This is a genomic window from Virgibacillus sp. DJP39, assembly GCF_049310925.1.
In the GTDB taxonomy this organism is placed as follows: Bacteria; Bacillota; Bacilli; order Bacillales; family Amphibacillaceae; genus Virgibacillus_F.
In genome coordinates this window covers 24,870-49,202 of the sequence record NZ_JBMERP010000010.1, presented here as the reverse complement: position 1 = coordinate 49,202, position 24,333 = coordinate 24,870, and the positions used below count along the sequence as shown (strand labels likewise).

Sequence of the window (24,333 nt, the reverse complement as noted above, 5' to 3'; positions counted from 1 at the left end):
CATAGTTGGGAACATGTGGAACGGAAGAAAGAAAATCCGTTCCTTTTCTCTATTTCATTGATGGTCTTATTAACACTACTGAAGAATTTCAAAAAAAAAGCTATAATTATAGTATAAGTAAAAAAGTTATAGATAAAAAAGGGGTGTTGGGATTGGAATTTTTAAAAGATAAAATAAAAAATATAGATAAAAAATTAAATGTTTCTGAAGGTGGAAAAGAATTCAACATATTATTAAAAGAAAAAATGAAATTAGAAAATGAATTAATTGATTTACAAGAAAATGAAGAAGAAAATACTGTAGATGAATCTGTTCCTTTAGAAAGTAATTTTGATTTATTAAAAGAAGATGTTGAAGATGTTGAAACTATGAAAACAGATAATAAAACATTTATCCAAAAAACAACTGAGAACATAAAAGGTGTTGATTACAAAGGTATAGCGAAAACTTCTAAAACTAAAGGAAAGGAATGGAAAGAAAAAAGTGGTGAAGGATGGGAAAAATCTAAGCCTTATCGTGATGAAGTAAAAAGAAAAATGTTTGGTTTTGATACTGGAAGAGCTGAAAAACAAATCCATGAATACATTCATGGTAATAAATTTTTAGATGTTTATCGTAAAATGGTTATTAAGAAGAAAAGATATGAAGAAGAAAATAATATTTTACAAGAAGAATATGATTCTTTAGAAAATGATTTAGAAAAGTCTATGAGTAAAGGTGATACAAATAAATCGGATAACATAAGAGAGAAAATGAAAAACAAAAAACATGGAATGAGAAAAAATAATAAGTTTATTCAATCTGTTATTAATAAAGTAGAAAATATTTCTGTTTCTCCTAAACCTTTTTTCTTTAGAAAAAGGGATGTTATTAGAAGGTTTTTATTTATAAGTAAAGGTATTCCTGTTGGTTATCAATTAATCACTTTTATTTTTATCCAATTTTTCTTCATTTTTTTATTCCGTTCAGGAGTATTAAGTGATTTAATTTTTGGTTTAGGAATGTATGTTTTTATAACTTACTTAACTTCATTTTTCTTTAACAAAAAAATAACAAAACAAATGTATGAAGATAGAGAGTATGATTTGTTAGAGCCTTATGTTAATTTATTTAAAATTTTTGATACTATGGTAGAATTTGTACCATTTAAACCCAATTATAAAGAGAGTGTTAAAGAAATAGCTAACCATGAAGGTAAATCTGTTCCTGATTTAAGTGTTGATATACCGATAATGAATACAACAGAAGAACCGTTGGATGAAAGTAAGAATGAAATTAGCAAAAACAATCCTTTAAATGATAAATGGGAAGAGTTATTACAATATCTTATTCCAAAATCGCAACATGACAAAATTGTATTACCTAAATATCAAAATCAAAATGAAACAGAAATTCATATTTTTGATATTCCGATATTACCTTTTCAAAAAATAAAAGATAATATTCAATTAATAGAATCATTCACTAAAAAACAGGTATATCAACCATTAAAGGATTATAAAGGAACTGGAACGGTTGGTATAGAGTTGATTAATAAACAACCACCAAAAGTGTTTGATTATGACTATGTAAAAATAGATCCTTTAGATCCTTTATATGAAGAAAATGTTGTGGTTGGATTAGATGCAAAAGGAAAGGTTTATTGGAATTTTAAAAAAGTACCTCATGGTATTTTTAGTGGTACTACTGGAAGTGGTAAAACGGTTGCTTTAATGAATGTCGTAGAACAATTTAATGATAGAGGACATAATTTATATTTTGTTGATTTTAAAAAAGAAGAATTTGCTTTTTTTAGAAAAAAGGGTTATGAGGTAGCAACTGAAAGGGAAGATGCAGTAAATTTAATTGAACGCATTGAAAGTGAAGTTGATTATCGTCAAAAACAACGTGAAAATAGTAGTAGAGAAGAATTCACTCATACATTTTTAATAATTGATGAATTTGCTGATATTACTGGTACGAAAGATAGATTAATGGAACGTTCTATGGAAAAATTAAAACGTATTGGATCACAAGGTCGTACTGTAAACGTTCATATTATTATAGCTACACAAAGACCGTCTGCTGAATCATTAGGTAGTACAGATTTTAGAAATAACTTAGGTTTTCGTTTGGTTGGAAAGTTGAAAGATGGGAGTTCTTCAGGTGTTGCTTTAGATAATGATTTTGCTTTTACACGTTTACCTGATAATGATTATGGAGGAATGTTTATTATAAAAAGTAGTCAAAACTCGCCTGACGATAGCGTTGTTAGGACACCATTTGTTGATAAATTTGATTTTATTGAATATGTTGAAACAAACTGGAAAGAAAATCCCTTTAAAGATTATATATTAGGTGATGATAGAAGTGTTGGTAGTGTTGATAAATCTGTAAGTAATAAAAAAAATACAAATCCATTAGATTCTAGGTGGAAGGATTTTGTTAGTAATGAGTTTTCTAAGTATTCATCTAAATATAAAACTCCTACTGTTATTCAAAATGATGGAACGGAGATTCATGTGATGAAAATTGATGGTATCACTGCTAGTGATTACGAAAAAAAGAGAGATAATATCAAAGCTACTATTAAGAAAAGTGTTTATAAAATACACTCAGATTATAATAGTGAAGAAGGTGCTACTGGAATCGAATTAACAACTGGTCAATTACCTTCTTTAATTGCATTTGATGAAATACCTTATAATGATGATGAACCGTATGTGTATATAGGTAAAGATGTAAAGGGATGGGTTAAATGGGATATAGATGATCAACCTAACGCATTAATCGTAGGGATTTCAAAAAGTGGTAAATCTGTATTAACCAATAATATTATAAATCAGATTCAACGAAAAGGTGAAGATTTTATGATGATATTTGCAGATTTAAAAGGTGGGCTAGAATTAACAATGTATGAAGATAAATTATATACAGTTGTTGATAATGTAGATGACTTCTCTGATTTGACTGATTTAATGAAAAAAGAAATGGACAGACGTATGGAAATTTGGAAAACTATGAAGGCTAAAAATTATAAAGGATATAAAAAGAAGGTTTTAAAAAATGGTGAAAAGCCATTACCAAGAATAGTCTTTATCGTTGATGAATTTGCAAGAGCAACTACAAATCCTGATGATGATATAAAAAACAACACGATTAAAAATATAGATTTATTATTATCTCAATGTAGAGCAGTAGGGATTCATTTAATTCTTATCACTCAAAAACCTAGTATCAAATCACTAGGTAGTGGTGAAGCGAAAAATAATTTACAACTAAAATTATCCAGTCGTTTGGATGCAAGTGGTTCAAAAATGATTTATGAAGACACAAGAGCATTTACAGATATACCTCCACAAAACTATGCTGGACTATTTATTGGATTAGGATTAGAATCTGAATCAGTAATAAGAACACCATTTTTAGATGATGATGAATTTGAAGAAATGGTTGAGGCTGAGTGGAAAGAAAATATATATAAGGATTATGTGTTGGGGGAAGCTACTTTTTTAAATCTAACTGAGAACATCCCTAAAGGGAGAGATGAATTTAAAAAAATTGCTTCAAGTAGAAAACAAAGACAAATTCCTTCTGATGATAGTGTCTTAGGAAAAGAGTACGATATAAAAGGAGAAAAATCTTTCCTACAACCAAAGGATAATAAAGTCAACATGAAGGGTGGAAAGATTAGGGTAGAAAATGGAGAAGAAGTTACTGAAGAAAGGAACGTAACAAAGAAGAATAAATCTCCATTTGATACGGTAAGTGAGAGTAATAGGGAAAGTGGTAATAAGTATAAAAATCTTTCTAGTAAGAGAGGAATACCACCTATAAAGAATCTAGGTAACATTAATAGTAAAGGAAAATTGAAATAAATAGGAGGGAGGTTGTGAACGATATTCGTTCTCGATCTTCCTTTCTTATTTATAAGGAGTTGATAAAAATGAATAGTTTAACATGGTTGGTGTTAATTGCTTTTTTACATACAAATGGAAGTTTTTTAGGAACGGAATATGAGTTAGTTGATAGTTGGTATGTGGATAATTTTGAGGTGTATGAGATTAAGGAAAAAGATGAAAGTGTAGAGAATGAAAACAATTTCCCTAAAGATGTTATTGTAGAAAGTTTGGAATACCTTAATAGCGAAATTGATGTTGTTTTTGATGAACCTATACCTATTGTATTAGTTAATAAAAAGTATATTAAAACAGATAATGAAGGAAAAAAAGAAACTAGGTTAGGGGAAGTTAAAAATGGTATTGTATTCATTTTTCGAGATGATTATAAAAGGTGGATATATAAAGATGAGAATAATAAAGAAAGACTTTTAAAATCTAATTATAATAAAACTCTTTTACACGAAGTAGGACACATTCTTCAAAGTGAATTATTAAATAATAAAGTTATAAATAAATATAAAAAAGAACGAATTAAAGTTGAAACAGAATTAGAAGAAAAAAAGTTAAAGGTGATCGAGAATAATCAGTATATGGATTGGGGATTACGACCTGATGAAGTCTTTTCAGAAGATTTTTCAGCTTTATTTTCAAAGAGAAAATGGAGATTAAGCTATAACCAAACTAAATACCCATACTTAACTAGACAAAAAGCGAATTATTGGAAAGAAAAAATTATAAAATATTTAAGAGAAAACTATGAAAGGAACGATAATGATGAAACAACTATTTGTGCGAAACGCAGAATATATCAAGGATTTTTGGAAAAGTAATAATGGAATATTGTATGTTTTATTTACATTAGTTTTTATTATGATTTTAGTAACTGGAATTAACTACTCTTAAAAAGGGTAGTTATTTTTTTCTATCAAATCTGATTTATTTCCTTTAATTTAGAAGGTAAAACAACTACTTCTTTTTCATTCCTCTTTTCAATATAAGCAACTATATTTTTAGTTTCTATATACGCTTCATATACTTCTCCTACATCTTTAAAACGTGTACTAAACCATTGAGCTGTCTCTTTATCTAAAGTCCATGAGTAAGCCTTAAATGGACTTGTAGAAAGTCTTCCTACACCACGATAAACTTTTATTTTTTTATCTGTAAAATGAGGAGTATATATTGATTCAGGAGAACGATACTTAACTATATTTTTAATAAAAGATTCATTAATATATTCATTAAAACCATATTCAGACCTATTATAAACATCAATAAAAATATCAAATTTTTCTTCGTCATTAATCAAATTAAAGTATTCTAAAAATCGTTTTAGTAAAACTCTCTTTTCTACCCAAACTCCAAATATTTTTTTATAATCTTTTTCTTTTTCTAATTCCACGATCAACTCATATTGTTTAGATAATCTAGGAATTTCAAATCTTAATATTTCTTCATTAAAACCAAACAACATATAATGTTGTAATCCTTTATCCAGTACAACAAAAAACGGATTATTTTCTTCATAATAGAAGTCGCTAAGAGTGAATGGACTACCCTCTAATATCACCTCATAGGAATTGATTTCAGCTTGTCTCAGCTTGTTTTTGATTGGTATCATATCTTTTCACCTCAATACAAATTATCGCTTTTGATTATGGTTAAATAGTGTTTAGGTTACATTCTTTTTTTGATTTTAATTTTATTGTTTTCCTTTTCAATAATCCCATTTTTAATAAGAGTATCAATAGAATTTGCTAATTGAAAATCATTCATCAGATTACCTTCTTTTAAGTTATTTAAATCGTATGTTTCACTTCTTTGTTTAATCATTATTAAGTATAATCCTACACTTAATAAATTAAATTTTTTCTTTTTGAAGTATTTCGGATATTTATACGTTTGCATTAAATCATTTCCAATCAAGTTTTGTTATTACCGTATTATGTTCCCTACTTCATTTTTTAATGGTTTACCCTACCCCTGAGTTATTTTCCATTTTGTAGTGTATTCGAGCTTGTACCCAAGTTTTAATAAGACCTTCCATATTTTGAATTGGTCTGTTCACCTCTAAAAACATTTTTTTCATGGTTTTAGTGAATTCTATGTCATTTAAATACATTTCATCTTCTCTAGTGCAATTAGGTTGTATGTAGTCATTATATGTGTTGTAAAAATATTCTATTTCGTATATATCAAATGTATTATCACCTACCAATACCTTTACCTTTTCTGAAAAGAATTTTTTCAATGGCATTGGTATTTTCATATTCCAAATATATTTACTCATTTGATTTAGGTTTAGGTTAATATCAGTATCATTAATATCAGTATCATTACTGTCTCGTTTTGGGATTTCTAGTTGTCTGTTTTTGGTATTTCTTGAAGTCTCATTTTGGTATTTCTTGAAATATCGTTTTGGGACTTCATTACTCTCGCAAGGAGTTTCTGTTTCTTCTTCTTTTTTTATTTTATAAATATCACTTTCTGAAATAATAGGTTTTTTAATATACATTTTATTTGGCTTTCCTTGTCCTAATCTTTTTTGTTCCAATAAACCGTTTTTTTCCAATTCCTTTTTGATATTAGATAACTTTGTATTCCCTACATTTAAAATTTTCTTCAAATCATCATTTGTAAAAATGAAAAAAATATTTCCTGATTCGTCATACCATCCATTTTTAACAGATAATGAAAATCTATCCTTCAAGATCGACCAAGCTATTTTCGTATCATTACTCATTTTCATGTATTTTTCATTCGTAAAAAATACTTTTGGTAATTGGAAGTGTTTCATTCCAAATTCTTCGTATATATTATAATAATCTGATTGTTCCATAATGAAAAACCTCCTATTTCTTAAATTCACTAACTTATCATTTTTTTAAAAATGACTTCTAGGAATATAAGGAAAAAGAAGGTTTATGTATAAATACCAATTATGTTTTATTTTCAGATTAAAATATGGTAGTATACTTATAACAGTTAAATCTTCTTCTTCCTATATTCTTTGTTTCTAGTCGCCAAACTTTTTCGCAAAGGATAAAGGATGAAAGATTATTAATGCCTACCGTTATTTCGGTAGGTGTTTTTCATTTTTTTAAAAAATATTTAATTGGATTATATCATATTTTATTTGTTCTGAGAGGGGTTTTGTAGAAATAACACGAAATTGAACGAAATTTTCATAAAAAAAAGAACCAGGATAAATACCTGATTCTAACTATTTTTTTATAAGTATAGTATTCCAATAAAAACTAACTATGATTTTTTTGAATTCATGTAGAAAATATTTAATAAAAAATATATAGTCATTTCTTAATTCATGTTCGTAAGGATCTGTTAAAATTGTTCCATTATAAATGAATTTTTTTCTTTCCCATTGTTTTATCATAGATAGTGAATTTCTAGCTCTAAACACGTTATTAAATTCATTTTCTTTAATTATTTTATTACCATTTTCTTTAGCTATACCACCGTTTCTTTCAGCTATTTTCGTTACAATCTCACATAGTTCTATATATTCTTGAACATCAATTTTATTTTTCATAACCAACAACCCCTATGTGATATTTTTTCTATTTACTCTAACATATTGTTTAATAAATAAGTTCTAATCTTATATTTTTTATGTAATTCTGTTATTACATCTTGCTTAAAATCTTCTTTTTTCATTAGATCTAAATAATCACTTTCTAGGTGTGGAAATAAATTAACCTGAGAAAAATGCTTTATATTTCTTTTGATTTTTCTAGTGACTTTAATATTAATATCGTTAAGTCTTTCATTTGAAACACTTTCTACATTTAATTTTTCGATTTCCTCATTCACTTCAAATTCAATAACCTTTTCCACTAACCACGAGTTCGTTTTATCACATTTGTCTGTTAAAAAACAAACTATTATTTTTTCATTTGAATTTGTTTTATCGACAATTTTATTCAAATCCATTCCACTCTTATATAATCTAATAATTTTTCTTTCAAACCCATCATCTTCAGTAATTTTAGTTTCTACATTGTTTTCAACCTCTATCAGTTTATCTTCTATGAATGTTTTTTCTTTACTGGAAAAATCCTTACATCCAACTAATACTAATAAGAAAACAACGCTTAATATTATCTTATTCATTTTTCATTCCTCCTCTTAATAATGACAGGGGAGATTAAGAACGAAACGTTCAAACCCTCCCCCTCTTTTCATCATTTTCTATCGACTGTTACACCAATAACTTTTCTTAATCCAGCTACATTTTCTTCATTAAACCAAACGCTAAGAATTCCCTTGTATCCATCGTGATCGTTGAAAACAAAATAAAAGTTATCTTTTGTTTCTTTAACCAATCTGAAAACATCATTTTCTAATTCATTCCTTACATCATACTTTTTAACTTCTTTTAACATATATCTTTGTTTAACATCACTTTCCACTTTTCTTAGAAAATTTTCATTCATTTTACATTCTCCTTTTATATTCTATATTTTTTTAGTTGTAATTAATTACAGAACTTAAATTGATAACCATCTCTTCATCTGAAGCAACATATCTTTTTCCAATCTGATTTTTAAATTCATCATCTATTTCTTTTATATCTTCTAACCAAAATTCAAACCCTTTTACCACTTGTTCTTTTTTACTATCATCTATTTTATCAATATCTTTTTTAAAAGTATCAACAAGAAATCGTGATTTTGGAAAACCAATTTCTTTCAAACATTTTAATAATTCTTCCGTTATAACTTCTAATTTTCTCATCCGTATTCCTCTTTTCACTTATTTTTTTTGATTTCAATAACTACATTTACATCATTTTCTCTTAAAAAATTGTAATTAAAAAGTTCATCCATATAGCCTACGAAACGTTTTTGATTTGAATTAGTCTCTTTAACTTTGTTTAAGAAACCCATTGTAGTATTAATACTTCCATTATTTTTATATAAAGTAACATCTTCATTTCTTTTTTTTATTTTCTCTTCCAAAATTCCTAAAAAACCTAAAGCGTATTTTTTTTCGCTTGCATGTGAATAAATTAATAAATTTCTTTGTTTATTTAAAAGGATCTCTAAAATTAATTCGTTATCTAATTTAGTTACTTCAAAAACATTAATATTGAGTAGTTGAGATAATTCTTTTATATATTGAATATGCTTTTCTTTTTCTATTTTATGTTTTTGTATTTCTCCGTTTAAATCTTCTTTTAGTCTTTTTTTAAATTCGTCATTGTTTAATTTTGACAAACTCTTCTTATAGATTTTATAAAGTTCATCTTCTTCTTTTTGTATTTCTTCAAGTTTCTTGATTTTATTTTGTATTGTATAATTACTTATTATAAAAACTGAACTACTTTTTAGATAACGGAAGGTCACTATCATATCATCAATAGTTATTTCCTCCTCGTAATCCAAAACACTCTCTTCCATTTCCTCACATCCTTATATAATTAACATTTTTTTAAGCTGACTTTCAGAAGCATTTTGATTACATTCATACACATTCTGATTAAAATTAAACTTTAATCGTTCTAACTCTTCCTCACTTAATATTTTTTCCAAGATAGCAAGATTTGGTTTACTATAACCTAAATTAAAATACTTCAAAATTTCACTTCCGTATTGATTTTTATCAGCTAACCATTCTACAAATAACCTATACTCACTTTTTTCATCCATTTGAACACCTCCAAATTTATTATTTATTATAGTTATTATATATGTATTAAAACATTTAACAAATAACTAACTATACTATAATTATAGCATTTAATTTCTAATTCTTCAGTAGTGTTAATTGAAGCATAAAAAAAAGAACGGTTTTTACACCATTCTAATCTTCTTTGTATTTATCAAAATAATATCTAGTTGTTATTGTATTTCTATGACCAGCTCTTCTTTTAACTTCATCCGTTCCTAAACCATCTTTTCTCCAATTTAGAATTCTAGTGTTTCTTAATGAATTTGCAGTTAAATCCTTAACACCTGAAACTTCTCTTAACTTAGTTATCACAATATGAATAGTGTTTTGAGTTATATGATCGGATTTTTGAGAAGTGAATACATAAGAGGAATCTTTTCTTATGTTAAATTGAAGCCAATCACCTAACACCGATAAAGTTTCTTCTGTTAAAGGTATTTCCCTTTTTCGATTTCCTTTTACGTGTATAATCATATTTGTTCTATCAATATCATCTAATTGTAAATCAACTACTTCTTGTACCTTTAAAGCTAAATCATATATAACAGTAAACATAGCTTTATCCCTATACCTTTTCCATTCCTTTTTCCATATCAATTTTCTTTCAAACACATCTTTTATTTTTTCAATTTCCACTATTTTTAGGTATTGTAGAGTTTTTCTTCTATTTTCAACTTTCATCACTCTAAAATAGGCAAAATGATTTTCGTCTACTTTTCCTTTCTCTAATAACCACTTATAAAAATTAAAGAGAGACTGTCTTTTTTTATTTAATGTAATATTAGTGACTTCACGTTCGTTATTCAAATAATCTTCATAATCTTTAACGTGTTTATAGTCGATTTTTTCTAAGTTGATTTCATCTTTATATTCTTCTTTTAACCAGTCTAAAAAATAGAAAATTTCTTTCGTATAAACGTGAATAGTCTTTGATGTATAACCTTCCTTTTTTAAAAATTCCTCGTAATTAAATATATTTTCACTCATTACTTTCATCCTTCAAAATTATATTTTTTAATTAAATATTCATTTTCAAGTTTTTCAATTTCCTTATAAATCTCTTCTTTAATAAAACCATCTTTATTCACGTAATAAAGATCGGTGTTTATTGTATCTAACTCAGATACTTTTCTTTCCCAATAAAATTTTCTATGATAAATATCTTTTAATATATGAGTTGAAGGAACGAAGGTATAGGAAAAAATTAATCGGATTAATTCAGTAGGGTAATCCTTTATCTTAAAACTTCTTAAATTATATCTTAATCCTTTTTCATTAAAATATTTTAATTCAGGATTTTTATTAAAAGTATTAAACTTTATTTCTTCCCTTAACGCTTTTAGTTTTTTTTCTTCTAAAGGTATTTGTGTGGTAAATCCTTTAATATATTTATAATTCAAAAGTGAGGCTTCCGAGTTTTTAATCATATCATAAAAGTTTTTTTCTTTTAGTTCATCAATATAGTTATCCACTTTTTTTCTAGTTTCTTTATCTCCTTTTAGATATAGATAATTCTTAACATTATCAGCAAAAATAGATAAATGTGATAATTCTTCATCAGTATACTTTTTAAAATCATAAGGGAATTTATTATCGTAATATTTTAATGTTTTAGTGATAAAATCCTTTTCAACATCATCTAATCTTTCTTCAATTTCGTTTTTGGTATCAACTGTTTTAAATATATGAGTATTCATCTTTAACTTTTCTTTAACAAAAACTAACTTTTCTTTTTCATTTATTAACTCCATAAAATCTTCCTTTCTAATCCCTCTTTATATTCTACAACATTATGAGCAGTTATGAAATACTTTTATATCCAATATGGAATACTCACTAATACGACACTTAGAGAAAAAACTAAGAAAAACAAACTCCATACAATAGGAGGGAAAAATGTTTCTTTACTTAGATTATAAGAATCCCCAGATCCTTCAGGATTAATGATTGTTATTTTAAACAAAGAAATAACAGAAATGATTGAATCCATTAAATGAGTTGCTACGAGAAAAATAATTAATTGTTGAAAAATGTATTCCGAAAACATTCCGTAACTAATTAATAATAATCCTAGAAAGCTAATAATCCACATAATACCGAATTTTTTTCTAACCCAAAATATTAAACTTATTGTAGAGACGATAGCTAAAGATATTGCTATCCATATGATTTTATCTAAAGATAAGATGAAAATAAAAAATAGAGATGTAAGTGAAGAAAAGGTATATCCTGAAAGGCTAACTAATATTTTTTTGAATTTACTATTTGTATAAGTAACAGCATTTCCACTTCCATTTTTATTCATAGTTATATTTCCGACTTTACATTTGAATATTAAAGCTACTATAAAATGACCGACTTCGTGTATTAAAGTATTTAAAATTTCAAAGTAACGTCTAATTCTAGGTATCTTTAATAATATTAATGATATAAGCAAATATATCAAAAAATTCATGAATTAACCCCTTCTCGTTTAACTTTTTAAATTCTCTATTATTTTATTATAACTCATATTCCTCTTTAAAGAAAGGTTAAAAAAAACAAAAAAAAGAACGATACTCATAAATAAGAGTACCGTTTCTTCCAAAAGTAAGGAAAAATTGCTATAAGATAGCTATTAAAGGGGTTAGCTTTAAACGTAGCTATCTATAGTTTTATCGCACCTATTATAAAAAAGGAGATTTAAAAAGTGCTTAACTTTTAATAATCTTAAAACTGAACATCTGTTGGGAGATATTCAGAAAAAATAATAGGTGTGATACCACTAACTGTATTTATGTATACTTTAAAAATGTGATTAGTTTAAAGTATGACTACTGGAATTAAACAGATGTTAAAAACTGTATATGGTAATTGAAAAGTGAGCCACATGACAACTTAAGACTGAGCCACTATAAGTTTGTGAATTTTATTTTCCGCAAATCTAAATTGGATTTATATGGAGAGGCGGGCATGATACCCTGATGGGGGTGCGAAATCCTTTCCCTCCGCACGCTTTCGCAAAGAAGTCATGCCCGTAGAGGCTCCATGTCAATCCTACGCAGTAACGAAATATATTCTCCAAGTTTGTGAATACATCTAATTTTAGGTGGCTCAAGATCATTTGCGATATGGCTCAAATTTCAGTTGCGAAATACAAAAAACTTGATCAACTTCAGATATTTAACTCTCTATATAGAATAATGAGGTAGAATAATACTTCCTCTTTATTAACCACATTTTCTCCTTTTTTTATATTTACCTTAAAAAACATGCCATTTTATCCATTTTTTAAAGGGGATTGTGTTACTAGAAGGCACTCAGGCGAAATTATATAGGAATAAGTGGGTAACTGTAAGGCTAATTTCATTCTACACACTTATTATTATAGATTTTTCATCTTTTCTTTCATTTGAGTAACGCTAGGATTTGCGTATATCATTGTAGTGTTGATATTTTCGTGTCCAGCCATATTTTTAACTTCATGTATTGCAAAACCTTTTTCAAGCAAATAAGTACAGAAAAAGTGTCTTAAATCATGAGGGGTTATTTCAATTTCTAGTTTGATACTATATTCATTAAACATTCTATTGATAACAGTCTTATCTAACTTATTGTTTCTTTTGGAAACAAAGAGATATTCATTATCAATCCCTTTTTCTTTTCGTTCTTTAAACCAACCTTTTAAAGCAGTAGCAACCCGATCATTCATAAAAACAGTTCTATACTTTTCTCTTTTCCCTTTCCTAACAATAATATCGCCACCAACAATACTAACATCATGTATTTTTAAATTTAATACTTCACTAATCCTTAATCCTCCATAAGCCATAATTGTAACGATTGTGAAATTACGCTTAGAATTAAACCCTTCTAATATTAATTGTCTAAACCGTTCCACATCTTTTGCTATTATTTTAGATAAAGAAAAATATGATGATTGAATTTTAATTAAATCTTCTTTAGTAATCAACCACTCTTTTTCTACACCTTCGTTAATTAAAAATTCATTGAAACGGATTAGTGAAGAAATTTTAGAATTGATCGTTCTCACATTCAGAGGTAATCCTTTATTTTTCCCTCTACTCACTTTTTCAACATTTCTAAGGAAAGAAAGATATTCTAAAAAGTTTTCTCTTTTTAATCTTGAAAAGGAAATTCCTTTACTATCTTCAAACCACTTTAAAAAATGATTCATGTGAGAAGTGTAATTTTTGATAGTTAAATCACTTTTTCTTTCTTCTTTTAAAAAGACCTGGAATTTGTTAATTAAAGTATTCATCCCAAACAACCTCCATTTAAATTATATTGCATTAGAAATGCATACCGTTCACATAAATTATATTGCTAAACCTATATTAATTATATCGTACCCAAAGACCGTTAGCAATATATTTAAATATTATATTGTATTGGAGTATTGAAGCAATATTAGAGTAAAAAAAATATATAAATCTTCATACATGCTTGAATGTAAAATTATTTTACCGTATAATTATTATACAGTAAAAAATAAAGGAGAAAAAATATGGAACGTAAAGTAACAAAAATTGGTAATTCTTTAGGTATTACTTTTTCAAAGAAAATAATGAATGAATTTGATTGGAAAGAAGATGATATTGTAAAAATTGAAATAGATAAAGAAAGGATCATTTTAAGGAAATCAAATAAAGTTGAATTACCTGAAGGTGTAACTGAAGAAGTGTTTAATGAATTCTTAAAAAAATATAAAGATGAAGGAAGACAAAATAAAGAGGTGGAAGGTGAGGATGGGGAGATTAAAGAAAATAAAGAACGAATGGAATCATAGAGAAAAATTTCAATTATGTCTATCTGAAGCAAAAAACTTAGAAAAAGATGAATTTATTCCTGAAATAGATAACTTGGAAAGTAAAAAAATTTCTAATATACTCTTCAGGGTTTTGCATGAATGGGATATGTGTGATGAAGGAGAAATTAATGTATCAAAGGGACATATCAATAGAGTTGAACGATTTATAATTCGTTGGAGAGACTATGTTGAAAATGAAGAAGAAAAAGTTTTATATAAAAAATTTAAAACAGTTAGGAGTGAAATTGAGAATGAGTAATGAGTTGTATGATTATCCATATAGTAAAGGAAATACTAACTTAAATGATGCAGAAAAAGAATTAAAGGAAATACTTTATATGATTAAAAAATTCTCTAATACAGTAGGGGATAGTGGTGAATTGTTGGAATACGATAGAGATAACAAAGATGAAGTTTTTCGTAAATCAACTATTCGTTCGGCTATGGTCGAATTAGAAAATGTATTTTATTCAGCAAAACAAAGAATGAAGGAAATAGTAAATGAAGGATATTTAGCAAAAAACACTTCAGGTCGATATTGTTTTAAAAGTGGAGAATATCTTACTTCAGGTGATCCAATCGAAATACTAACTTATGATGATTGGGAAGAAAAAGATTTTTGGATAGATGGTAATATAGAACATCATACTGATTATTACCACACAGGATTAGGAAAAGAAATTAGTTTAGATGGAAAGTATGCTAGGCAAAGGAAATAAAGAAATGAACATTAAAATAGGGAGGAGGTTGAGTTTAATAAACTCTTCCTTTCTCCCTTTTACATGACTTTTATATTCCTTCTTCTTTAACTTCATAAATACTTTTCATTCTTATTTCCCTTTTAACTTTATTTTTACCTAATATTACTTTTCCATAAAAACATTTTTTTACCTCCCTCTATCGTCATTATTTCATTAAAAATATCACCTAAAAAATCTTCCACCATAATATCTCTATCTTTTATTTTTTTCTAATTCTTCAGTAGTGTTAATAGTAGCATCAATAAAACATAAAAATGAACATAAAAAAAGAATGGTTCTCCACACCATTACTTTTTTTACATCATACATAATTGAAAATATCGACCTTTTATCAATGTATAATGGTCATAATCCATCCAATAAATTAACAACAAGAGCAATAGGAACAATAAGAACAACAGGAGTCTTTATTATTTTATATTGCTTATACTTATATTATAGCTTTTTTTTTCTAATTCTTCAATAGTGTTAATCATAGCACCAAAAAGAACGAAAATGTATAGGAGAGAGGGAGATGCGTGAACGTTAAAACGTTCCATATCCTCTCAACACCATTATACAAAACCGTTCTTAATCTTCTTAATAATTCAAATTTAACTTCCAATATATTTTATCTTCATCATATTTTGTGAAAGGAATTTCATGACTATTTAATATGGAAGAAACTCGATCAATAACATCTTCTTCTTTGTGAAACAAACAATAACCATGCCGATATATTTTAGAAAAGGTAGCTTCTAAAAAAGGGTTGTTTTTATATTCTCGAAAAATATCTATCCATCTTTTATTAATTTCAGGATTCTCTTCGTGTTTTGGATATTTCCTCAATTAATAAACACTCCTCTTAGACATATATATATCCATCTCTCATTTTCATATTCAAACAATCATCTGATTCATAGATTTTTTTGAAATAACTAACGTCTTTTTTCTTATAAGAATTTATTCTTTTATCTGTTACGATTGGTTTTATAGTCGATTCATTAGTTGGTTTTTTCGTATCTTCATAATAGGTAAAACCATTTTTTCGTGTATACTGAAGAAAAATTTTTATCCCATCACTTTCAAATTCTAACATTTACTTCTCCCCTTTTTTATCCAAACAACTTTTTAAATTTATTCCCTTTAAACCTATACTTTCCCTCACCAAAACTAGAATGCATTTCTTCAAAAATATCAATCCTACTATTCATAGGTAATACTTTTTTCATGTATCTGCCATACTCAATAGCATCCCAACGTAATTCAAAAACTTCTTTTGCTTTTCCATTGATAAAAACTTTATATTTTCCTTTTTCAGTTGTAATATTTCTTCCATCAGTCATGTTTCTTCCATTAACTTTATACTCTTTAAAAATTTCACTACATTTTTTTTGTAATTGATCTTCATTTAATTCAAAACAACTATATCCTAATTCATACTGTTTTTCTTTTCCTTTATAAATCTCTAAAATATTAATCCGTTCGGATTTTCTAATTTCTACAGAACGAATTATAATTATATCGTCATGTGAACGGTTATTTATTTTTTCATCAATTTCTCTTGCATACTCATATCCAATAACATTTTCAAATATTTCATTCGTTTCCTCATCAATAACACTCAAATATAATGTGTGTTTAACTTCTTTCTTTAAATCAGATACTTCTTTTTCCTTAATAAATTCTTTAATTTGAAACAAATCTCCTTCCAGTCTTTCATAAAATGTTGCTTCGTAACTATTAACATCTCTCATATCATCTGTCATACCAACGTTATTCTTATATAACTTAATTGTCTTATCTCCAAACTTATTTACAAAAACAGCGTACCCTTCATTATCTTTTATCGCTTCACTTTTAATCATGAAATTTTCTCCTCTTAATGTAGATGTTTTGTATTTAATCCTTTTTTTACTATTTTAATTTCCTTTTGATATAGCTTTTTAAATTCAGATTTTGGGTGAAAGAAATCCTCAACATCAATGTTAATTATAAAATCTTCATCAAAATTTTCTTGTACGAATCTTTGAAGAGAAGTTGAGGATCCAAAGTTGTGAATTAATTTTTTATCTACCCACAATTCAAATACCTCCTATCTCATAACATACAACATTTTTTTATATAAAAATTAATTAGATAATAAGAAACGTTTTTCAGGTGCTTCAGGAAGACTTTCTTCATCAAACGTACCATCACCAACTATTTCTACAGAAACCTTTTTAATAGTTATTTTCTTATCGCTATTAAGATATTCTTTTAACTGTAAACCTCTTCTATAAGCGTCTTGTCTAAATTCGGTTTCAAAATCCTTTTCATCATTAATATAAACTTCATATTCTTCCCTTTTAAATCTTTGGGTATTTCTCGCTAACTTGTATTTATAACATTCTTTTCTTGCTCTCGTATGATCTTCAAATTCAGTTATAAATTTACCTTCTACCCAAATTTCATAAATACTAATATCATGTAAAACATGGTCAATTATTCTTTTCTCTATCCGTTCAATCCTAGCAACATCAACATAATTATACCCTTCTACATGTTTTAATCCATACTTATGTGCATCTTCAAAGTTAGGGAAAATCTTATCTTTAATTTTATATACAACTATTGATGTAAAAGGTTTATTAATATTATTAATTAATTCTCCATTTTTATATTTTCTTACGTTTACAGAAAGATTATCGGATTTTGTTTTATCAGTAACTATTTCTACAACAAGTAATAATAAGAATTTGTTAATAGATTCTTTTTCTTTTTCTAAAAATAACTGTTTATCTTCACCATAGAAAATTACTTTATAATTACCTTCTTTGGTATTTGCAAAAATATAATTTTTTATAACCCTTTCACCTATCACTTTAGTCAATACAAACACTCCTTTTTATGTTCTAAATTGTTTTTATTCTTAATTTAACCCTATTCAATTTTTCCTCCATCCTTCTTTTCTACCCTATAGATAATGGATTTTGCTTCTAAGTTTTCTTTTTTAAAACCTTCTCTAAGGTCTTCACTTTTTAACATTAAAGTTGTATCTGAAACTTTATCTACAATATATGTTTTTTCTAAAAAACCACCCAAAAACCCACTCAAAAAGCCGTTTTCTTTAATAATATAAGGATTATCTAACTCATCTCTATCTTTTTTATCTTTTAAAAGATACCCGAAATCCTCTAATTCTAAAATCTTAGCTTTTTTTAAATAATCTATTATTTTTTCAACATCTTCATCAAGAGGAATAAGTTTTTGCCTTTCAACCGTTATAGCTATGAAAGTCTGTTTTACGGTTTCAGATACATTATTCCACTTTACTTGTTGTTTAAATTTAGTAGGTTCTAACTTAAACATAATAATTTCTTCCAAAAATATCACCTACCTTCCCTTTTTTGTAGTTTTCTTATTATATTTTTTTCACATATTCCAAAACTGTTTCAGCTTGATATTTATTCAGGCTAACAAATTCGGATCCTTCAATCCCAACAATAAAAAACGTTCCATAAATACCTAACACATTTTGAGGTAAATTATGTATCATACCTTCTTCATTACAAACAACTAATACATCATCAGTTTCAGTTGGAATTGTTTCTAAATACCCATCCACAATTTTCTTTAATTCTTCTAAGTTGTTTTCTACCTCAGTTATGTATGCTTCTTCTTCTACTGGAACGATAACTACTTTAATCTTCTCCATTTTTAAACCAACCTTCTTTATCTATTTCTTCTATTATAACGTTCTTATCTAAAAAAATAAATAAAAAAGTTAGAGAATATAAAAAAAAGAGAAGGTACTTTTTAAGATACCTCCTTTTCTTCCACCAAACCTTCAGCTTTCCTATTAGAATATTCTCTTGCTATATCATCATTCCGACCTTTACTAATTTGTATTTCTAATATTTCTTGAATCTGTCTCTTAATTTTTTTCTTCATATTTTCTCTTTCTTTTTTATGTTCTTCTAATAATTTTCCTTCAGGCATTTTTTCTACATTACTATTAGATATTCCAATAAATTTTTCATTTGCTTCAAACCCTAAAAATCTTCTTTTTAGACCTTTACTTGCTTCAAAAGTTGTACCTGAACCCGAAAAAGGATCGAATACAATATCATTTTCATTACTAAACGCAAGAATATAACGTATTGGTAAAGAAATTGGAAACGGTGCTGGATGTTGTTTACTTTTCTTTTTATCAGATGGGAAGTAAACAGTATTTGTTGGTAAAGCACCTATCTCTTTAGGTAGCCTCCAAATTTTCTTTCTTTCTCCTGTTTTTTTATCTTTTTTATAAAAAGGAGATTTATATCTCTTTAGAGTTTCTTCGCTATATTCAATCGAAACGTTTTCAAAATTGTAAGTATATTTTTCAGTTTTAGTAAATACATGAATATCTTCAGTTATATTTCGTGTTGGTTCTCTCATATCTTGTGTAGAAGGTTTAATCCAATGATTTAAATCTAATTCTTTAAAACCAAATTCATCTATGATCAAATTAATCGTTTTCCTTTTATAAGGATGAATAAAACCATCAATAACAACATTAGACATATTCAATACAAACACACCATCATTTACTAAAACTCTATGTAATTCTTTAATCAACGGTCTTATCCAATCAACGTATTGATCTGGTTTTATTTTCCCTAATCCCTTTCCATCATAATCAATCTGACTAGCATATGGAGGTGAAAATAATGTTAATTTAAAAATTTCATCTTCCAATTTTTTAGACAATTCCATACTATCCCCATAATGCACTTTTTCTAATTCAAATTCTCCATTTTCTTCTTCCATTAGTGGCTCACACTCTCTTTTTTGATAAAGCCACCTATTTACCTACCTATTTAAATATTATTTTTTTCTTCTCTTTCTCTTTGTTTTTCTTCATTTTTAATACGTTCTACTGTTTTTTTTGCTAACATAATTTTATCTTCTAATTCATTTAATTTTTCCATAAACTTATCCTCTTTTATTCTATTAATTTAAATCACCACCTTTCTTCCTTACTAATTCAGGTTTTCTAAAAAAACTTTATCCTCTTTTCTGACTATTTCTTTTTCTTTTCTTAGATGATAAATCGAATTGCTGGTTTTAATTTTTAATAAATCTCCTACAAACTCCATACCTAATACATTACTGGTATAGATTCCTTTTCTATCACCTTCCAAAAATATAATCGCAACCCCTTCCTTAAAATTCATCTCAAATTCATACAAACTTAATGTTCCTAAAACACATTTCTTTTCTAATATTTCTTCATAATCTACACTTAACTCATTGATTGTTTTTCTTACTCCTTTATGATTAGTAACGGATAATAAAGTAAAAACATTTGTATCGCCTTCAATAGCATAATTCATTTCAAAATTCCCCCTTTAATTTAAATAAGAGAGCTGAAACGATAAAAACACCGTTAGCTCTCTTTTCTTTATATATAATATTTTTAAGTTCTTCATTTTTAAACGGTCTACCTATAAAAAAACGATTTCGATCAACATAATACCATTCATCTTTTCTAAGTAAATCCGAATTTTTCATATTGTATTTTATGACTGGCTTCATTTTAAATTCTTTGTGAATCCAAACTTGATTTTTTATTCCATTTAATTTGATTTGCTTTTCATCAATTACTTTTTTAATCATGTTGCTATGTTTAGGTTTTATAAAAAATGCTTTTGCTAAGTCATTTTCTTCTCCTTTTTTAAACCTTTTATTTTCTATACTATCCAACCAAACCTCTTTGTTTACATCACTCACCCTTTTTATATTCTCTAATATTTTTTCTTATACTATTATTATAGCATCTTTTTATTATATATTCAGTAACGTTAATTAGAGCATAAATGAAAAAGGAAAAGGAAAAACCCTTTTCCCCCTTTACTTTTTTTTTATGGTGCATCATAAATTTTAACTGTAATAATTGATTCATATGGTGTTGGAGATTCAGGATAATTTACCTTATCAACGAAAGCAAATTCACTAGTATTAGTTTTTAAGGATAAATCACCTAGACCACTTATGTTATTTATCTTTTCTATTGTTGAGCTTTCTGTATAGCTTTCTTTCTTTTTATTTCAGATTTTCCTAATTTGCTTAAATAATCGTTAAAACGTTTTCCTTCATCATCTTTATAATTTGATATTATAGTAATTCGTTCTCTGAAATACGATTTAATTCTTCTTTTATCAATTTCAATCTTAATATGGAATAAATCAGTTTCTTTCTCACTAGCAAAGACTGTTCCACCAATACCACTTGTTAAGTATTCGTATCCTTCTACACCAGTATAAAGTTTTGCTTTTTCCATCTTTCCCCCTCCAATTTTATTATAGAAAGGAACGGAAAACCGTTCCTAAAAACATATTTTATATTCTATATTTAATTTAAAATCACAAAATCTATAAATACCCACATTCTTTAGCATTATCGAAATGAAATTCTAGTGTTTCTTTATCCAATTCATAAAATTTTTTATGTTTAAAAACTACTCTTTCTTTGTAACATTTTTCAACTTCCTTAACTTCACTTTCACTAATCCCTAACAAATTTGCTACATCCTTAGTTGAATTACTCATCATACATTCTCCTCTTTTTAAATTAATCTAATAAACAATCACTTAAATTTAAGAAATCCGTATTACCTGATCCGATCACATTTTACCAATCCAATCGTTATCCCTTTCTTTTTATATATCTCCTTTACTTACTTCCCTAATACTTTCACAACCACAAAATTCACATACATCTATTTTATCCTCATAAATTTCATCACAGTTATTACACCAAAAAACAGTTTCATCAATCATATAAAACCTCCAATACTTTTGAAAAGGAATGAATTAACGTTCCTTTTTTACTTATATTTCTTGAATACTCAAAAATTCATCAGCACGAATAGTATGTGCGTTATAGGAATCTAAATCTTGAATATCAAGACATTTACCAGTTATTCGCAAAACATTTACTTTTCTAACTCCTTTTACCTTCGTTTCATATCTTACATCCTTACCAACATATTTCTTTAATCCTTCAATTTGCATTTCAACATCTCCCTTATAGATTAGAAAGTAATTAATTAACGTTCCTTTCATAAATTGTTTATATTTTTTCTATAATAATATTCGATTCTCTTTCTATTAATGAACTTCGATAACCTATATTCTTTAGTCTTATATTCAAATCTTCCATAGCTATATCAATATCAGATGAACCAAAATCAATTTCAACCTTATAGCCTTGATTACATTTTTTAAAATCACTAATAAAATGAAAAGATCCACCAAAACTTCCATCATCACCATCTTTAGCACCTCTAACCCTCCACGTTGAACAACCATCCTTAAACCAATGAGATAAAACTTCATTTATTTCATTCATTTTAACCTCTCCTTTTTTTATAGAGGGAATAAAAATTCCATTCCCTTTTTATATTCTTTATTTTTTTAAAGGAACGAATTAACGTTCCTACTTAATTACTTCTTTTTATCCTTTTCCTTTTTACTATCTCTTCTTTCCTGATCCTTCCTTAACTTATCAAAAAATCTCTTCTGATCTTCTTTTTCTTCTTTAGTCATACTCATCACACATTCTCCTCTTTAGTTTTATTTATATATTAAGAATGATTTTATCCATTCTTATTAACTAACCTCTTCATATTGAAATTGAAGTCCTAATTCATTTTCATGACGATTTCTTTCTTCATATAAATCTCACAAACCATCAAAATCATTTAAATCAAATTTACCAAAAACAATACCAGTTTTATTACTATACAATCCATTTTCACTTTCTCTTTCATAAAGAACGTGTCTTAAAACAAGGTTAAATTCTTCAAGTTTTTCATCTTTAGGTTCACAAGTGAAAGAAAAGTCTCTCGTATTATTCCTTTCTATATTATCGAAAGCCTTTGTTACTCTACATAATTCCATTTCCCCTAAATTTTTATAACTCTTACTAAATATATCAAACGAATTTGTACCAATTTCATTCCATTTATTAATAACCTGTTCAATATTATTTTCTATTTGTTCGCCAACATCTTTTTTCATTTTATCTCCCCTTCTCCTCTAAAAACATCTTCAATTCTACATTTTTTATTTACTATAAATTAAATGTTGATGGTGAATATTTTTCGTTTCACCATTTTTAATAATAAAAACCTTTACGCTATTTTTATTGAAACCAGTTATTTGACCTTTTTCCCAATACTCTTCTTTCGAGTGTTCTGTAATAGTTACAAAGTCGTACAATTCAAATTCAACATTCACCTTATCACCCCCTTAAAGAAAAACAGATAAACTAAGCACTTATTAAGATTAATTCATTTTTCTTCTTCTTTTCTTTTTCAGCATCATCAATAACCTCATTACACATTCTTACAAAATCTCTTACAATTTCTTCTTTGACATAAGGCATTACTTTTTTATAACGATCATAATTAACTCTTATTCCATCCTTATTCCTAAAAGGTTCACTTTTAAAATAAACTTTCTTAATTTCTAACAGTAATTCCTTACTAATTTCTTCGCCTTTTTCACATTTAACTATATAAGCGTTATACATTAACACATCATACAGGTTTAAATTTTTTTCTTTTTCCATCCCCAACACTTCTCCTTTTTTTATTAACCCTTTTTTTAACTGGCTATACTGAAATAACCTTTAAACTTTCCTTTTTCAATATCCTCTTTGATTTCCATGTAAAATATATTTTCATCAATTAACCATTCTTCCTCTTCATATAAAAGTTTTTCTGATTCTCCTATTAAAAAATCTTCCACATTTTTCTCCCCCTTTTTCATTTTTCTTAACTAGCAATTAAGTTTTCTTTTTCTAATTCAAATAACAACGTTTTATATTTTTGAAACCTATCTTTCTCATCTAATTCATCATAGGTATTTATCAAATTAACAAACATAACGATTTCCATTAATTTATGTTTTTCTAATTCTTTAAAATTATTTTTCTTATTCATACATTTAAGCTGACTTTCATAACTTTCTTCAAAAAAACTTTCCTCATTTGAATTACCTTCACTAAATACATACATTCCTATCATTTCTTTTTCAATTTCAATTCTCTTATAAAAAAAATCTTTAATCTCAACTCCATTTAATCCTTTACTAACCTCAACTTTCATATAATCATAATCCAAAACCACTTTATCTTTACCGCTATATAACCCAACAATCTTTTTCATTTAAAATTCCCC

Annotated in this window: 37 protein-coding genes; 5 read left to right on the top strand and 32 right to left on the bottom strand. The window is 26.7% G+C overall.

Features of this window, described 5'->3' with window-relative positions:
* Positions 1 to 5: 5 nt before the first annotated feature.
* Both ACOI1D_RS05765 and ACOI1D_RS05760 read left to right on the top strand, forming a co-directional pair.
* Positions 6 to 3,857 carry an FtsK/SpoIIIE domain-containing protein gene (locus ACOI1D_RS05765; protein ID WP_422499960.1) on the top strand — a complete coding sequence of 1,284 codons (3,852 nt, stop codon included), beginning with the start codon at positions 6 to 8 and terminating at the stop codon, positions 3,855 to 3,857.
* A 68-nt stretch (positions 3,858 to 3,925) separates the two neighbouring features.
* Positions 3,926 to 4,711 (top strand): hypothetical protein, encoded by a 786-nt coding sequence (locus tag ACOI1D_RS05760; RefSeq protein ID WP_422499959.1) that lies wholly within the window; start codon positions 3,926 to 3,928, stop codon positions 4,709 to 4,711.
* 95 nt (positions 4,712 to 4,806) lie between these two features.
* On the opposite strand, the gene ACOI1D_RS05755 is transcribed toward ACOI1D_RS05760, so the two are convergent.
* The 13 genes from ACOI1D_RS05755 to ACOI1D_RS05695 all read right to left on the bottom strand — a co-directional run bounded on the left by ACOI1D_RS05755 (position 4,807) and on the right by ACOI1D_RS05695 (position 13,833).
* Positions 4,807 to 5,502: a hypothetical protein gene (locus ACOI1D_RS05755; RefSeq protein ID WP_422499957.1), complete on the bottom strand. Its 696-nt coding sequence runs from the start codon at positions 5,500 to 5,502 to the stop codon at positions 4,807 to 4,809.
* A gap of 56 nt (positions 5,503 to 5,558) precedes the next feature.
* A complete protein-coding gene (locus tag ACOI1D_RS05750; protein ID WP_422499956.1) occupies positions 5,559 to 5,807 on the bottom strand; it encodes a hypothetical protein in 249 nt (82 codons plus the stop codon).
* Between the two features lie 46 nt (positions 5,808 to 5,853).
* A complete protein-coding gene (locus ACOI1D_RS05745; RefSeq protein ID WP_422499954.1) occupies positions 5,854 to 6,720 on the bottom strand; it encodes a replication initiator protein A in 867 nt (288 codons plus the stop codon).
* 384 nt (positions 6,721 to 7,104) lie between these two features.
* Positions 7,105 to 7,431 carry a hypothetical protein gene (locus tag ACOI1D_RS05740; protein WP_422499953.1) on the bottom strand — a complete coding sequence of 109 codons (327 nt, stop codon included), beginning with the start codon at positions 7,429 to 7,431 and terminating at the stop codon, positions 7,105 to 7,107.
* 32 nt (positions 7,432 to 7,463) lie between these two features.
* Entirely contained in the window at positions 7,464 to 8,012 is a 549-nt protein-coding gene (locus ACOI1D_RS05735; protein WP_422499952.1) for a hypothetical protein, read from the bottom strand.
* 71 nt (positions 8,013 to 8,083) lie between these two features.
* On the bottom strand, positions 8,084 to 8,335 hold the full coding sequence (locus ACOI1D_RS05730; protein WP_422499951.1) for a hypothetical protein: 252 nt from the start codon (positions 8,333 to 8,335) through the stop codon (positions 8,084 to 8,086).
* Between the two features lie 31 nt (positions 8,336 to 8,366).
* On the bottom strand, positions 8,367 to 8,636 hold the full coding sequence (locus tag ACOI1D_RS05725; protein WP_422499950.1) for a hypothetical protein: 270 nt from the start codon (positions 8,634 to 8,636) through the stop codon (positions 8,367 to 8,369).
* 14 nt (positions 8,637 to 8,650) lie between these two features.
* Positions 8,651 to 9,301 carry a hypothetical protein gene (locus tag ACOI1D_RS05720; protein WP_422499949.1) on the bottom strand — a complete coding sequence of 217 codons (651 nt, stop codon included), beginning with the start codon at positions 9,299 to 9,301 and terminating at the stop codon, positions 8,651 to 8,653.
* 12 nt (positions 9,302 to 9,313) lie between these two features.
* A complete protein-coding gene (locus ACOI1D_RS05715; RefSeq protein ID WP_422499948.1) occupies positions 9,314 to 9,550 on the bottom strand; it encodes a hypothetical protein in 237 nt (78 codons plus the stop codon).
* 154 nt (positions 9,551 to 9,704) lie between these two features.
* Positions 9,705 to 10,559, bottom strand: coding sequence for a tyrosine-type recombinase/integrase (locus ACOI1D_RS05710; RefSeq protein WP_422499947.1), 855 nt, complete (start codon positions 10,557 to 10,559; stop codon positions 9,705 to 9,707).
* Between the two features lie 5 nt (positions 10,560 to 10,564).
* A complete protein-coding gene (locus ACOI1D_RS05705) occupies positions 10,565 to 11,323 on the bottom strand; it encodes a hypothetical protein (protein WP_422499945.1) in 759 nt (252 codons plus the stop codon).
* A 62-nt stretch (positions 11,324 to 11,385) separates the two neighbouring features.
* The gene (locus ACOI1D_RS05700; protein WP_422499943.1) at positions 11,386 to 12,027 is read right to left on the bottom strand and encodes a M50 family metallopeptidase; all 642 of its coding nucleotides are present in this window, start codon (positions 12,025 to 12,027) and stop codon (positions 11,386 to 11,388) included.
* Positions 12,028 to 12,936: 909 nt separating this feature from the next.
* Positions 12,937 to 13,833, bottom strand: coding sequence for a tyrosine-type recombinase/integrase (locus ACOI1D_RS05695; RefSeq protein ID WP_422499941.1), 897 nt, complete (start codon positions 13,831 to 13,833; stop codon positions 12,937 to 12,939).
* 246 nt (positions 13,834 to 14,079) lie between these two features.
* On the opposite strand from ACOI1D_RS05695, the gene ACOI1D_RS05690 reads away from it, so the two are divergent.
* From ACOI1D_RS05690 to ACOI1D_RS05680, 3 genes are read left to right on the top strand one after another with little or no spacing between them, the layout of a single operon-like run.
* Positions 14,080 to 14,361: an AbrB family transcriptional regulator gene (locus ACOI1D_RS05690; RefSeq protein WP_422499939.1), complete on the top strand. Its 282-nt coding sequence runs from the start codon at positions 14,080 to 14,082 to the stop codon at positions 14,359 to 14,361.
* Positions 14,321 to 14,641, top strand: a complete 321-nt coding sequence (locus ACOI1D_RS05685) for a hypothetical protein (protein ID WP_422499937.1) — start codon at positions 14,321 to 14,323, stop codon at positions 14,639 to 14,641. The genes ACOI1D_RS05690 and ACOI1D_RS05685 overlap by 41 nt, the downstream gene beginning before the upstream one ends.
* Positions 14,634 to 15,101 carry a DUF5348 domain-containing protein gene (locus tag ACOI1D_RS05680; RefSeq protein WP_422499935.1) on the top strand — a complete coding sequence of 156 codons (468 nt, stop codon included), beginning with the start codon at positions 14,634 to 14,636 and terminating at the stop codon, positions 15,099 to 15,101. Before ACOI1D_RS05685 ends, ACOI1D_RS05680 begins: the two co-directional genes overlap by 8 nt.
* Positions 15,102 to 15,722: 621 nt before the next feature.
* On the opposite strand, the gene ACOI1D_RS05675 is transcribed toward ACOI1D_RS05680, so the two are convergent.
* From ACOI1D_RS05675 to ACOI1D_RS05585, 19 genes are all read right to left on the bottom strand, one after another.
* A complete protein-coding gene (locus tag ACOI1D_RS05675; RefSeq protein ID WP_422499933.1) occupies positions 15,723 to 15,971 on the bottom strand; it encodes a hypothetical protein in 249 nt (82 codons plus the stop codon).
* A gap of 16 nt (positions 15,972 to 15,987) precedes the next feature.
* Positions 15,988 to 16,221 carry a hypothetical protein gene (locus ACOI1D_RS05670; RefSeq protein ID WP_422499931.1) on the bottom strand — a complete coding sequence of 78 codons (234 nt, stop codon included), beginning with the start codon at positions 16,219 to 16,221 and terminating at the stop codon, positions 15,988 to 15,990.
* Positions 16,222 to 16,237: 16 nt separating this feature from the next.
* Positions 16,238 to 16,990, bottom strand: a complete 753-nt coding sequence (locus tag ACOI1D_RS05665) for a hypothetical protein (RefSeq protein ID WP_422499929.1) — start codon at positions 16,988 to 16,990, stop codon at positions 16,238 to 16,240.
* Positions 16,991 to 17,004: 14 nt separating this feature from the next.
* Positions 17,005 to 17,205, bottom strand: a complete 201-nt coding sequence (locus ACOI1D_RS05660) for a hypothetical protein (protein WP_422499927.1) — start codon at positions 17,203 to 17,205, stop codon at positions 17,005 to 17,007.
* A gap of 48 nt (positions 17,206 to 17,253) precedes the next feature.
* A complete protein-coding gene (locus tag ACOI1D_RS05655) occupies positions 17,254 to 17,994 on the bottom strand; it encodes a hypothetical protein (RefSeq protein ID WP_422499925.1) in 741 nt (246 codons plus the stop codon).
* 50 nt (positions 17,995 to 18,044) lie between these two features.
* Positions 18,045 to 18,473: a hypothetical protein gene (locus tag ACOI1D_RS05650; protein ID WP_422499923.1), complete on the bottom strand. Its 429-nt coding sequence runs from the start codon at positions 18,471 to 18,473 to the stop codon at positions 18,045 to 18,047.
* A gap of 52 nt (positions 18,474 to 18,525) precedes the next feature.
* Complete coding sequence (locus ACOI1D_RS05645; protein ID WP_422499921.1) at positions 18,526 to 18,819, bottom strand: DUF3846 domain-containing protein; 294 nt, start codon at positions 18,817 to 18,819, stop codon at positions 18,526 to 18,528.
* Positions 18,820 to 18,920: 101 nt separating this feature from the next.
* Positions 18,921 to 19,916 (bottom strand): DNA-methyltransferase, encoded by a 996-nt coding sequence (locus tag ACOI1D_RS05640; protein WP_422499919.1) that lies wholly within the window; start codon positions 19,914 to 19,916, stop codon positions 18,921 to 18,923.
* A gap of 212 nt (positions 19,917 to 20,128) precedes the next feature.
* The gene (locus tag ACOI1D_RS05635; protein ID WP_422499917.1) at positions 20,129 to 20,482 is read right to left on the bottom strand and encodes a hypothetical protein; all 354 of its coding nucleotides are present in this window, start codon (positions 20,480 to 20,482) and stop codon (positions 20,129 to 20,131) included.
* A 1-nt stretch (position 20,483) separates the two neighbouring features.
* Entirely contained in the window at positions 20,484 to 20,879 is a 396-nt protein-coding gene (locus ACOI1D_RS05630) for a hypothetical protein (RefSeq protein WP_422499915.1), read from the bottom strand.
* Between the two features lie 277 nt (positions 20,880 to 21,156).
* Complete coding sequence (locus ACOI1D_RS05625) at positions 21,157 to 21,429, bottom strand: hypothetical protein (protein WP_422499913.1); 273 nt, start codon at positions 21,427 to 21,429, stop codon at positions 21,157 to 21,159.
* Between the two features lie 91 nt (positions 21,430 to 21,520).
* Positions 21,521 to 21,697: a hypothetical protein gene (locus ACOI1D_RS05620; RefSeq protein WP_422499911.1), complete on the bottom strand. Its 177-nt coding sequence runs from the start codon at positions 21,695 to 21,697 to the stop codon at positions 21,521 to 21,523.
* A gap of 282 nt (positions 21,698 to 21,979) precedes the next feature.
* Positions 21,980 to 22,213 carry a hypothetical protein gene (locus ACOI1D_RS05615; RefSeq protein ID WP_422499909.1) on the bottom strand — a complete coding sequence of 78 codons (234 nt, stop codon included), beginning with the start codon at positions 22,211 to 22,213 and terminating at the stop codon, positions 21,980 to 21,982.
* 7 nt (positions 22,214 to 22,220) lie between these two features.
* Complete coding sequence (locus ACOI1D_RS05610) at positions 22,221 to 22,499, bottom strand: hypothetical protein (protein ID WP_422499907.1); 279 nt, start codon at positions 22,497 to 22,499, stop codon at positions 22,221 to 22,223.
* Positions 22,500 to 22,831: 332 nt separating this feature from the next.
* A complete protein-coding gene (locus tag ACOI1D_RS05605; RefSeq protein WP_422499905.1) occupies positions 22,832 to 23,170 on the bottom strand; it encodes a hypothetical protein in 339 nt (112 codons plus the stop codon).
* Between the two features lie 45 nt (positions 23,171 to 23,215).
* Positions 23,216 to 23,389 carry a hypothetical protein gene (locus ACOI1D_RS05600; RefSeq protein ID WP_422499903.1) on the bottom strand — a complete coding sequence of 58 codons (174 nt, stop codon included), beginning with the start codon at positions 23,387 to 23,389 and terminating at the stop codon, positions 23,216 to 23,218.
* A gap of 31 nt (positions 23,390 to 23,420) precedes the next feature.
* The gene (locus ACOI1D_RS05595) at positions 23,421 to 23,723 is read right to left on the bottom strand and encodes a hypothetical protein (RefSeq protein WP_422499901.1); all 303 of its coding nucleotides are present in this window, start codon (positions 23,721 to 23,723) and stop codon (positions 23,421 to 23,423) included.
* 35 nt (positions 23,724 to 23,758) lie between these two features.
* Positions 23,759 to 23,902, bottom strand: a complete 144-nt coding sequence (locus tag ACOI1D_RS05590) for a hypothetical protein (protein WP_422499899.1) — start codon at positions 23,900 to 23,902, stop codon at positions 23,759 to 23,761.
* Between the two features lie 26 nt (positions 23,903 to 23,928).
* Entirely contained in the window at positions 23,929 to 24,321 is a 393-nt protein-coding gene (locus ACOI1D_RS05585) for a hypothetical protein (protein ID WP_422499897.1), read from the bottom strand.
* Positions 24,322 to 24,333: the final 12 nt, after the last annotated feature.

Excerpts from the sequence above, each read along its gene's own strand:
- ACOI1D_RS05610 (WP_422499907.1), bottom strand. The coding sequence starts at position 22,499 with ATGAATGAAATAAATGAAGTTTTATCTCATTGGTTTAAGGATGGTTGT.
- ACOI1D_RS05745 (WP_422499954.1), bottom strand. The coding sequence starts at position 6,720 with ATGGAACAATCAGATTATTATAATATATACGAAGAATTTGGAATGAAA.
- ACOI1D_RS05625 (WP_422499913.1), bottom strand. The coding sequence starts at position 21,429 with ATGGAAAAAGCAAAACTTTATACTGGTGTAGAAGGATACGAATACTTA.
- ACOI1D_RS05585 (WP_422499897.1), bottom strand. The coding sequence starts at position 24,321 with ATGAAAAAGATTGTTGGGTTATATAGCGGTAAAGATAAAGTGGTTTTG.
- ACOI1D_RS05740 (WP_422499953.1), bottom strand. The coding sequence starts at position 7,431 with ATGAAAAATAAAATTGATGTTCAAGAATATATAGAACTATGTGAGATT.
- ACOI1D_RS05650 (WP_422499923.1), bottom strand. The coding sequence starts at position 18,473 with ATGTTTAAGTTAGAACCTACTAAATTTAAACAACAAGTAAAGTGGAAT.
- ACOI1D_RS05705 (WP_422499945.1), bottom strand. The coding sequence starts at position 11,323 with ATGGAGTTAATAAATGAAAAAGAAAAGTTAGTTTTTGTTAAAGAAAAG.
- ACOI1D_RS05635 (WP_422499917.1), bottom strand. The coding sequence starts at position 20,482 with ATGAATTATGCTATTGAAGGCGATACAAATGTTTTTACTTTATTATCC.
- ACOI1D_RS05690 (WP_422499939.1), top strand. The coding sequence starts at position 14,080 with ATGGAACGTAAAGTAACAAAAATTGGTAATTCTTTAGGTATTACTTTT.
- ACOI1D_RS05670 (WP_422499931.1), bottom strand. The coding sequence starts at position 16,221 with ATGTTAGAATTTGAAAGTGATGGGATAAAAATTTTTCTTCAGTATACA.
- ACOI1D_RS05700 (WP_422499943.1), bottom strand. The coding sequence starts at position 12,027 with ATGAATTTTTTGATATATTTGCTTATATCATTAATATTATTAAAGATA.
- ACOI1D_RS05720 (WP_422499949.1), bottom strand. The coding sequence starts at position 9,301 with ATGGAAGAGAGTGTTTTGGATTACGAGGAGGAAATAACTATTGATGAT.
- ACOI1D_RS05725 (WP_422499950.1), bottom strand. The coding sequence starts at position 8,636 with ATGAGAAAATTAGAAGTTATAACGGAAGAATTATTAAAATGTTTGAAA.
- ACOI1D_RS05685 (WP_422499937.1), top strand. The coding sequence starts at position 14,321 with ATGGGGAGATTAAAGAAAATAAAGAACGAATGGAATCATAGAGAAAAA.
- ACOI1D_RS05640 (WP_422499919.1), bottom strand. The coding sequence starts at position 19,916 with ATGGAAGAAGAAAATGGAGAATTTGAATTAGAAAAAGTGCATTATGGG.
- ACOI1D_RS05615 (WP_422499909.1), bottom strand. The coding sequence starts at position 22,213 with ATGAAAGGAACGTTAATTAATTACTTTCTAATCTATAAGGGAGATGTT.
- ACOI1D_RS05730 (WP_422499951.1), bottom strand. The coding sequence starts at position 8,335 with ATGAATGAAAATTTTCTAAGAAAAGTGGAAAGTGATGTTAAACAAAGA.
- ACOI1D_RS05645 (WP_422499921.1), bottom strand. The coding sequence starts at position 18,819 with ATGGAGAAGATTAAAGTAGTTATCGTTCCAGTAGAAGAAGAAGCATAC.
- ACOI1D_RS05665 (WP_422499929.1), bottom strand. The coding sequence starts at position 16,990 with ATGATTAAAAGTGAAGCGATAAAAGATAATGAAGGGTACGCTGTTTTT.
- ACOI1D_RS05710 (WP_422499947.1), bottom strand. The coding sequence starts at position 10,559 with ATGAGTGAAAATATATTTAATTACGAGGAATTTTTAAAAAAGGAAGGT.
- ACOI1D_RS05605 (WP_422499905.1), bottom strand. The coding sequence starts at position 23,170 with ATGAAAAAAGATGTTGGCGAACAAATAGAAAATAATATTGAACAGGTT.
- ACOI1D_RS05595 (WP_422499901.1), bottom strand. The coding sequence starts at position 23,723 with ATGGAAAAAGAAAAAAATTTAAACCTGTATGATGTGTTAATGTATAAC.
- ACOI1D_RS05755 (WP_422499957.1), bottom strand. The coding sequence starts at position 5,502 with ATGATACCAATCAAAAACAAGCTGAGACAAGCTGAAATCAATTCCTAT.
- ACOI1D_RS05735 (WP_422499952.1), bottom strand. The coding sequence starts at position 8,012 with ATGAATAAGATAATATTAAGCGTTGTTTTCTTATTAGTATTAGTTGGA.
- ACOI1D_RS05715 (WP_422499948.1), bottom strand. The coding sequence starts at position 9,550 with ATGGATGAAAAAAGTGAGTATAGGTTATTTGTAGAATGGTTAGCTGAT.
- ACOI1D_RS05680 (WP_422499935.1), top strand. The coding sequence starts at position 14,634 with ATGAGTAATGAGTTGTATGATTATCCATATAGTAAAGGAAATACTAAC.
- ACOI1D_RS05695 (WP_422499941.1), bottom strand. The coding sequence starts at position 13,833 with ATGAATACTTTAATTAACAAATTCCAGGTCTTTTTAAAAGAAGAAAGA.
- ACOI1D_RS05760 (WP_422499959.1), top strand. The coding sequence starts at position 3,926 with ATGAATAGTTTAACATGGTTGGTGTTAATTGCTTTTTTACATACAAAT.
- ACOI1D_RS05620 (WP_422499911.1), bottom strand. The coding sequence starts at position 21,697 with ATGAGTAATTCAACTAAGGATGTAGCAAATTTGTTAGGGATTAGTGAA.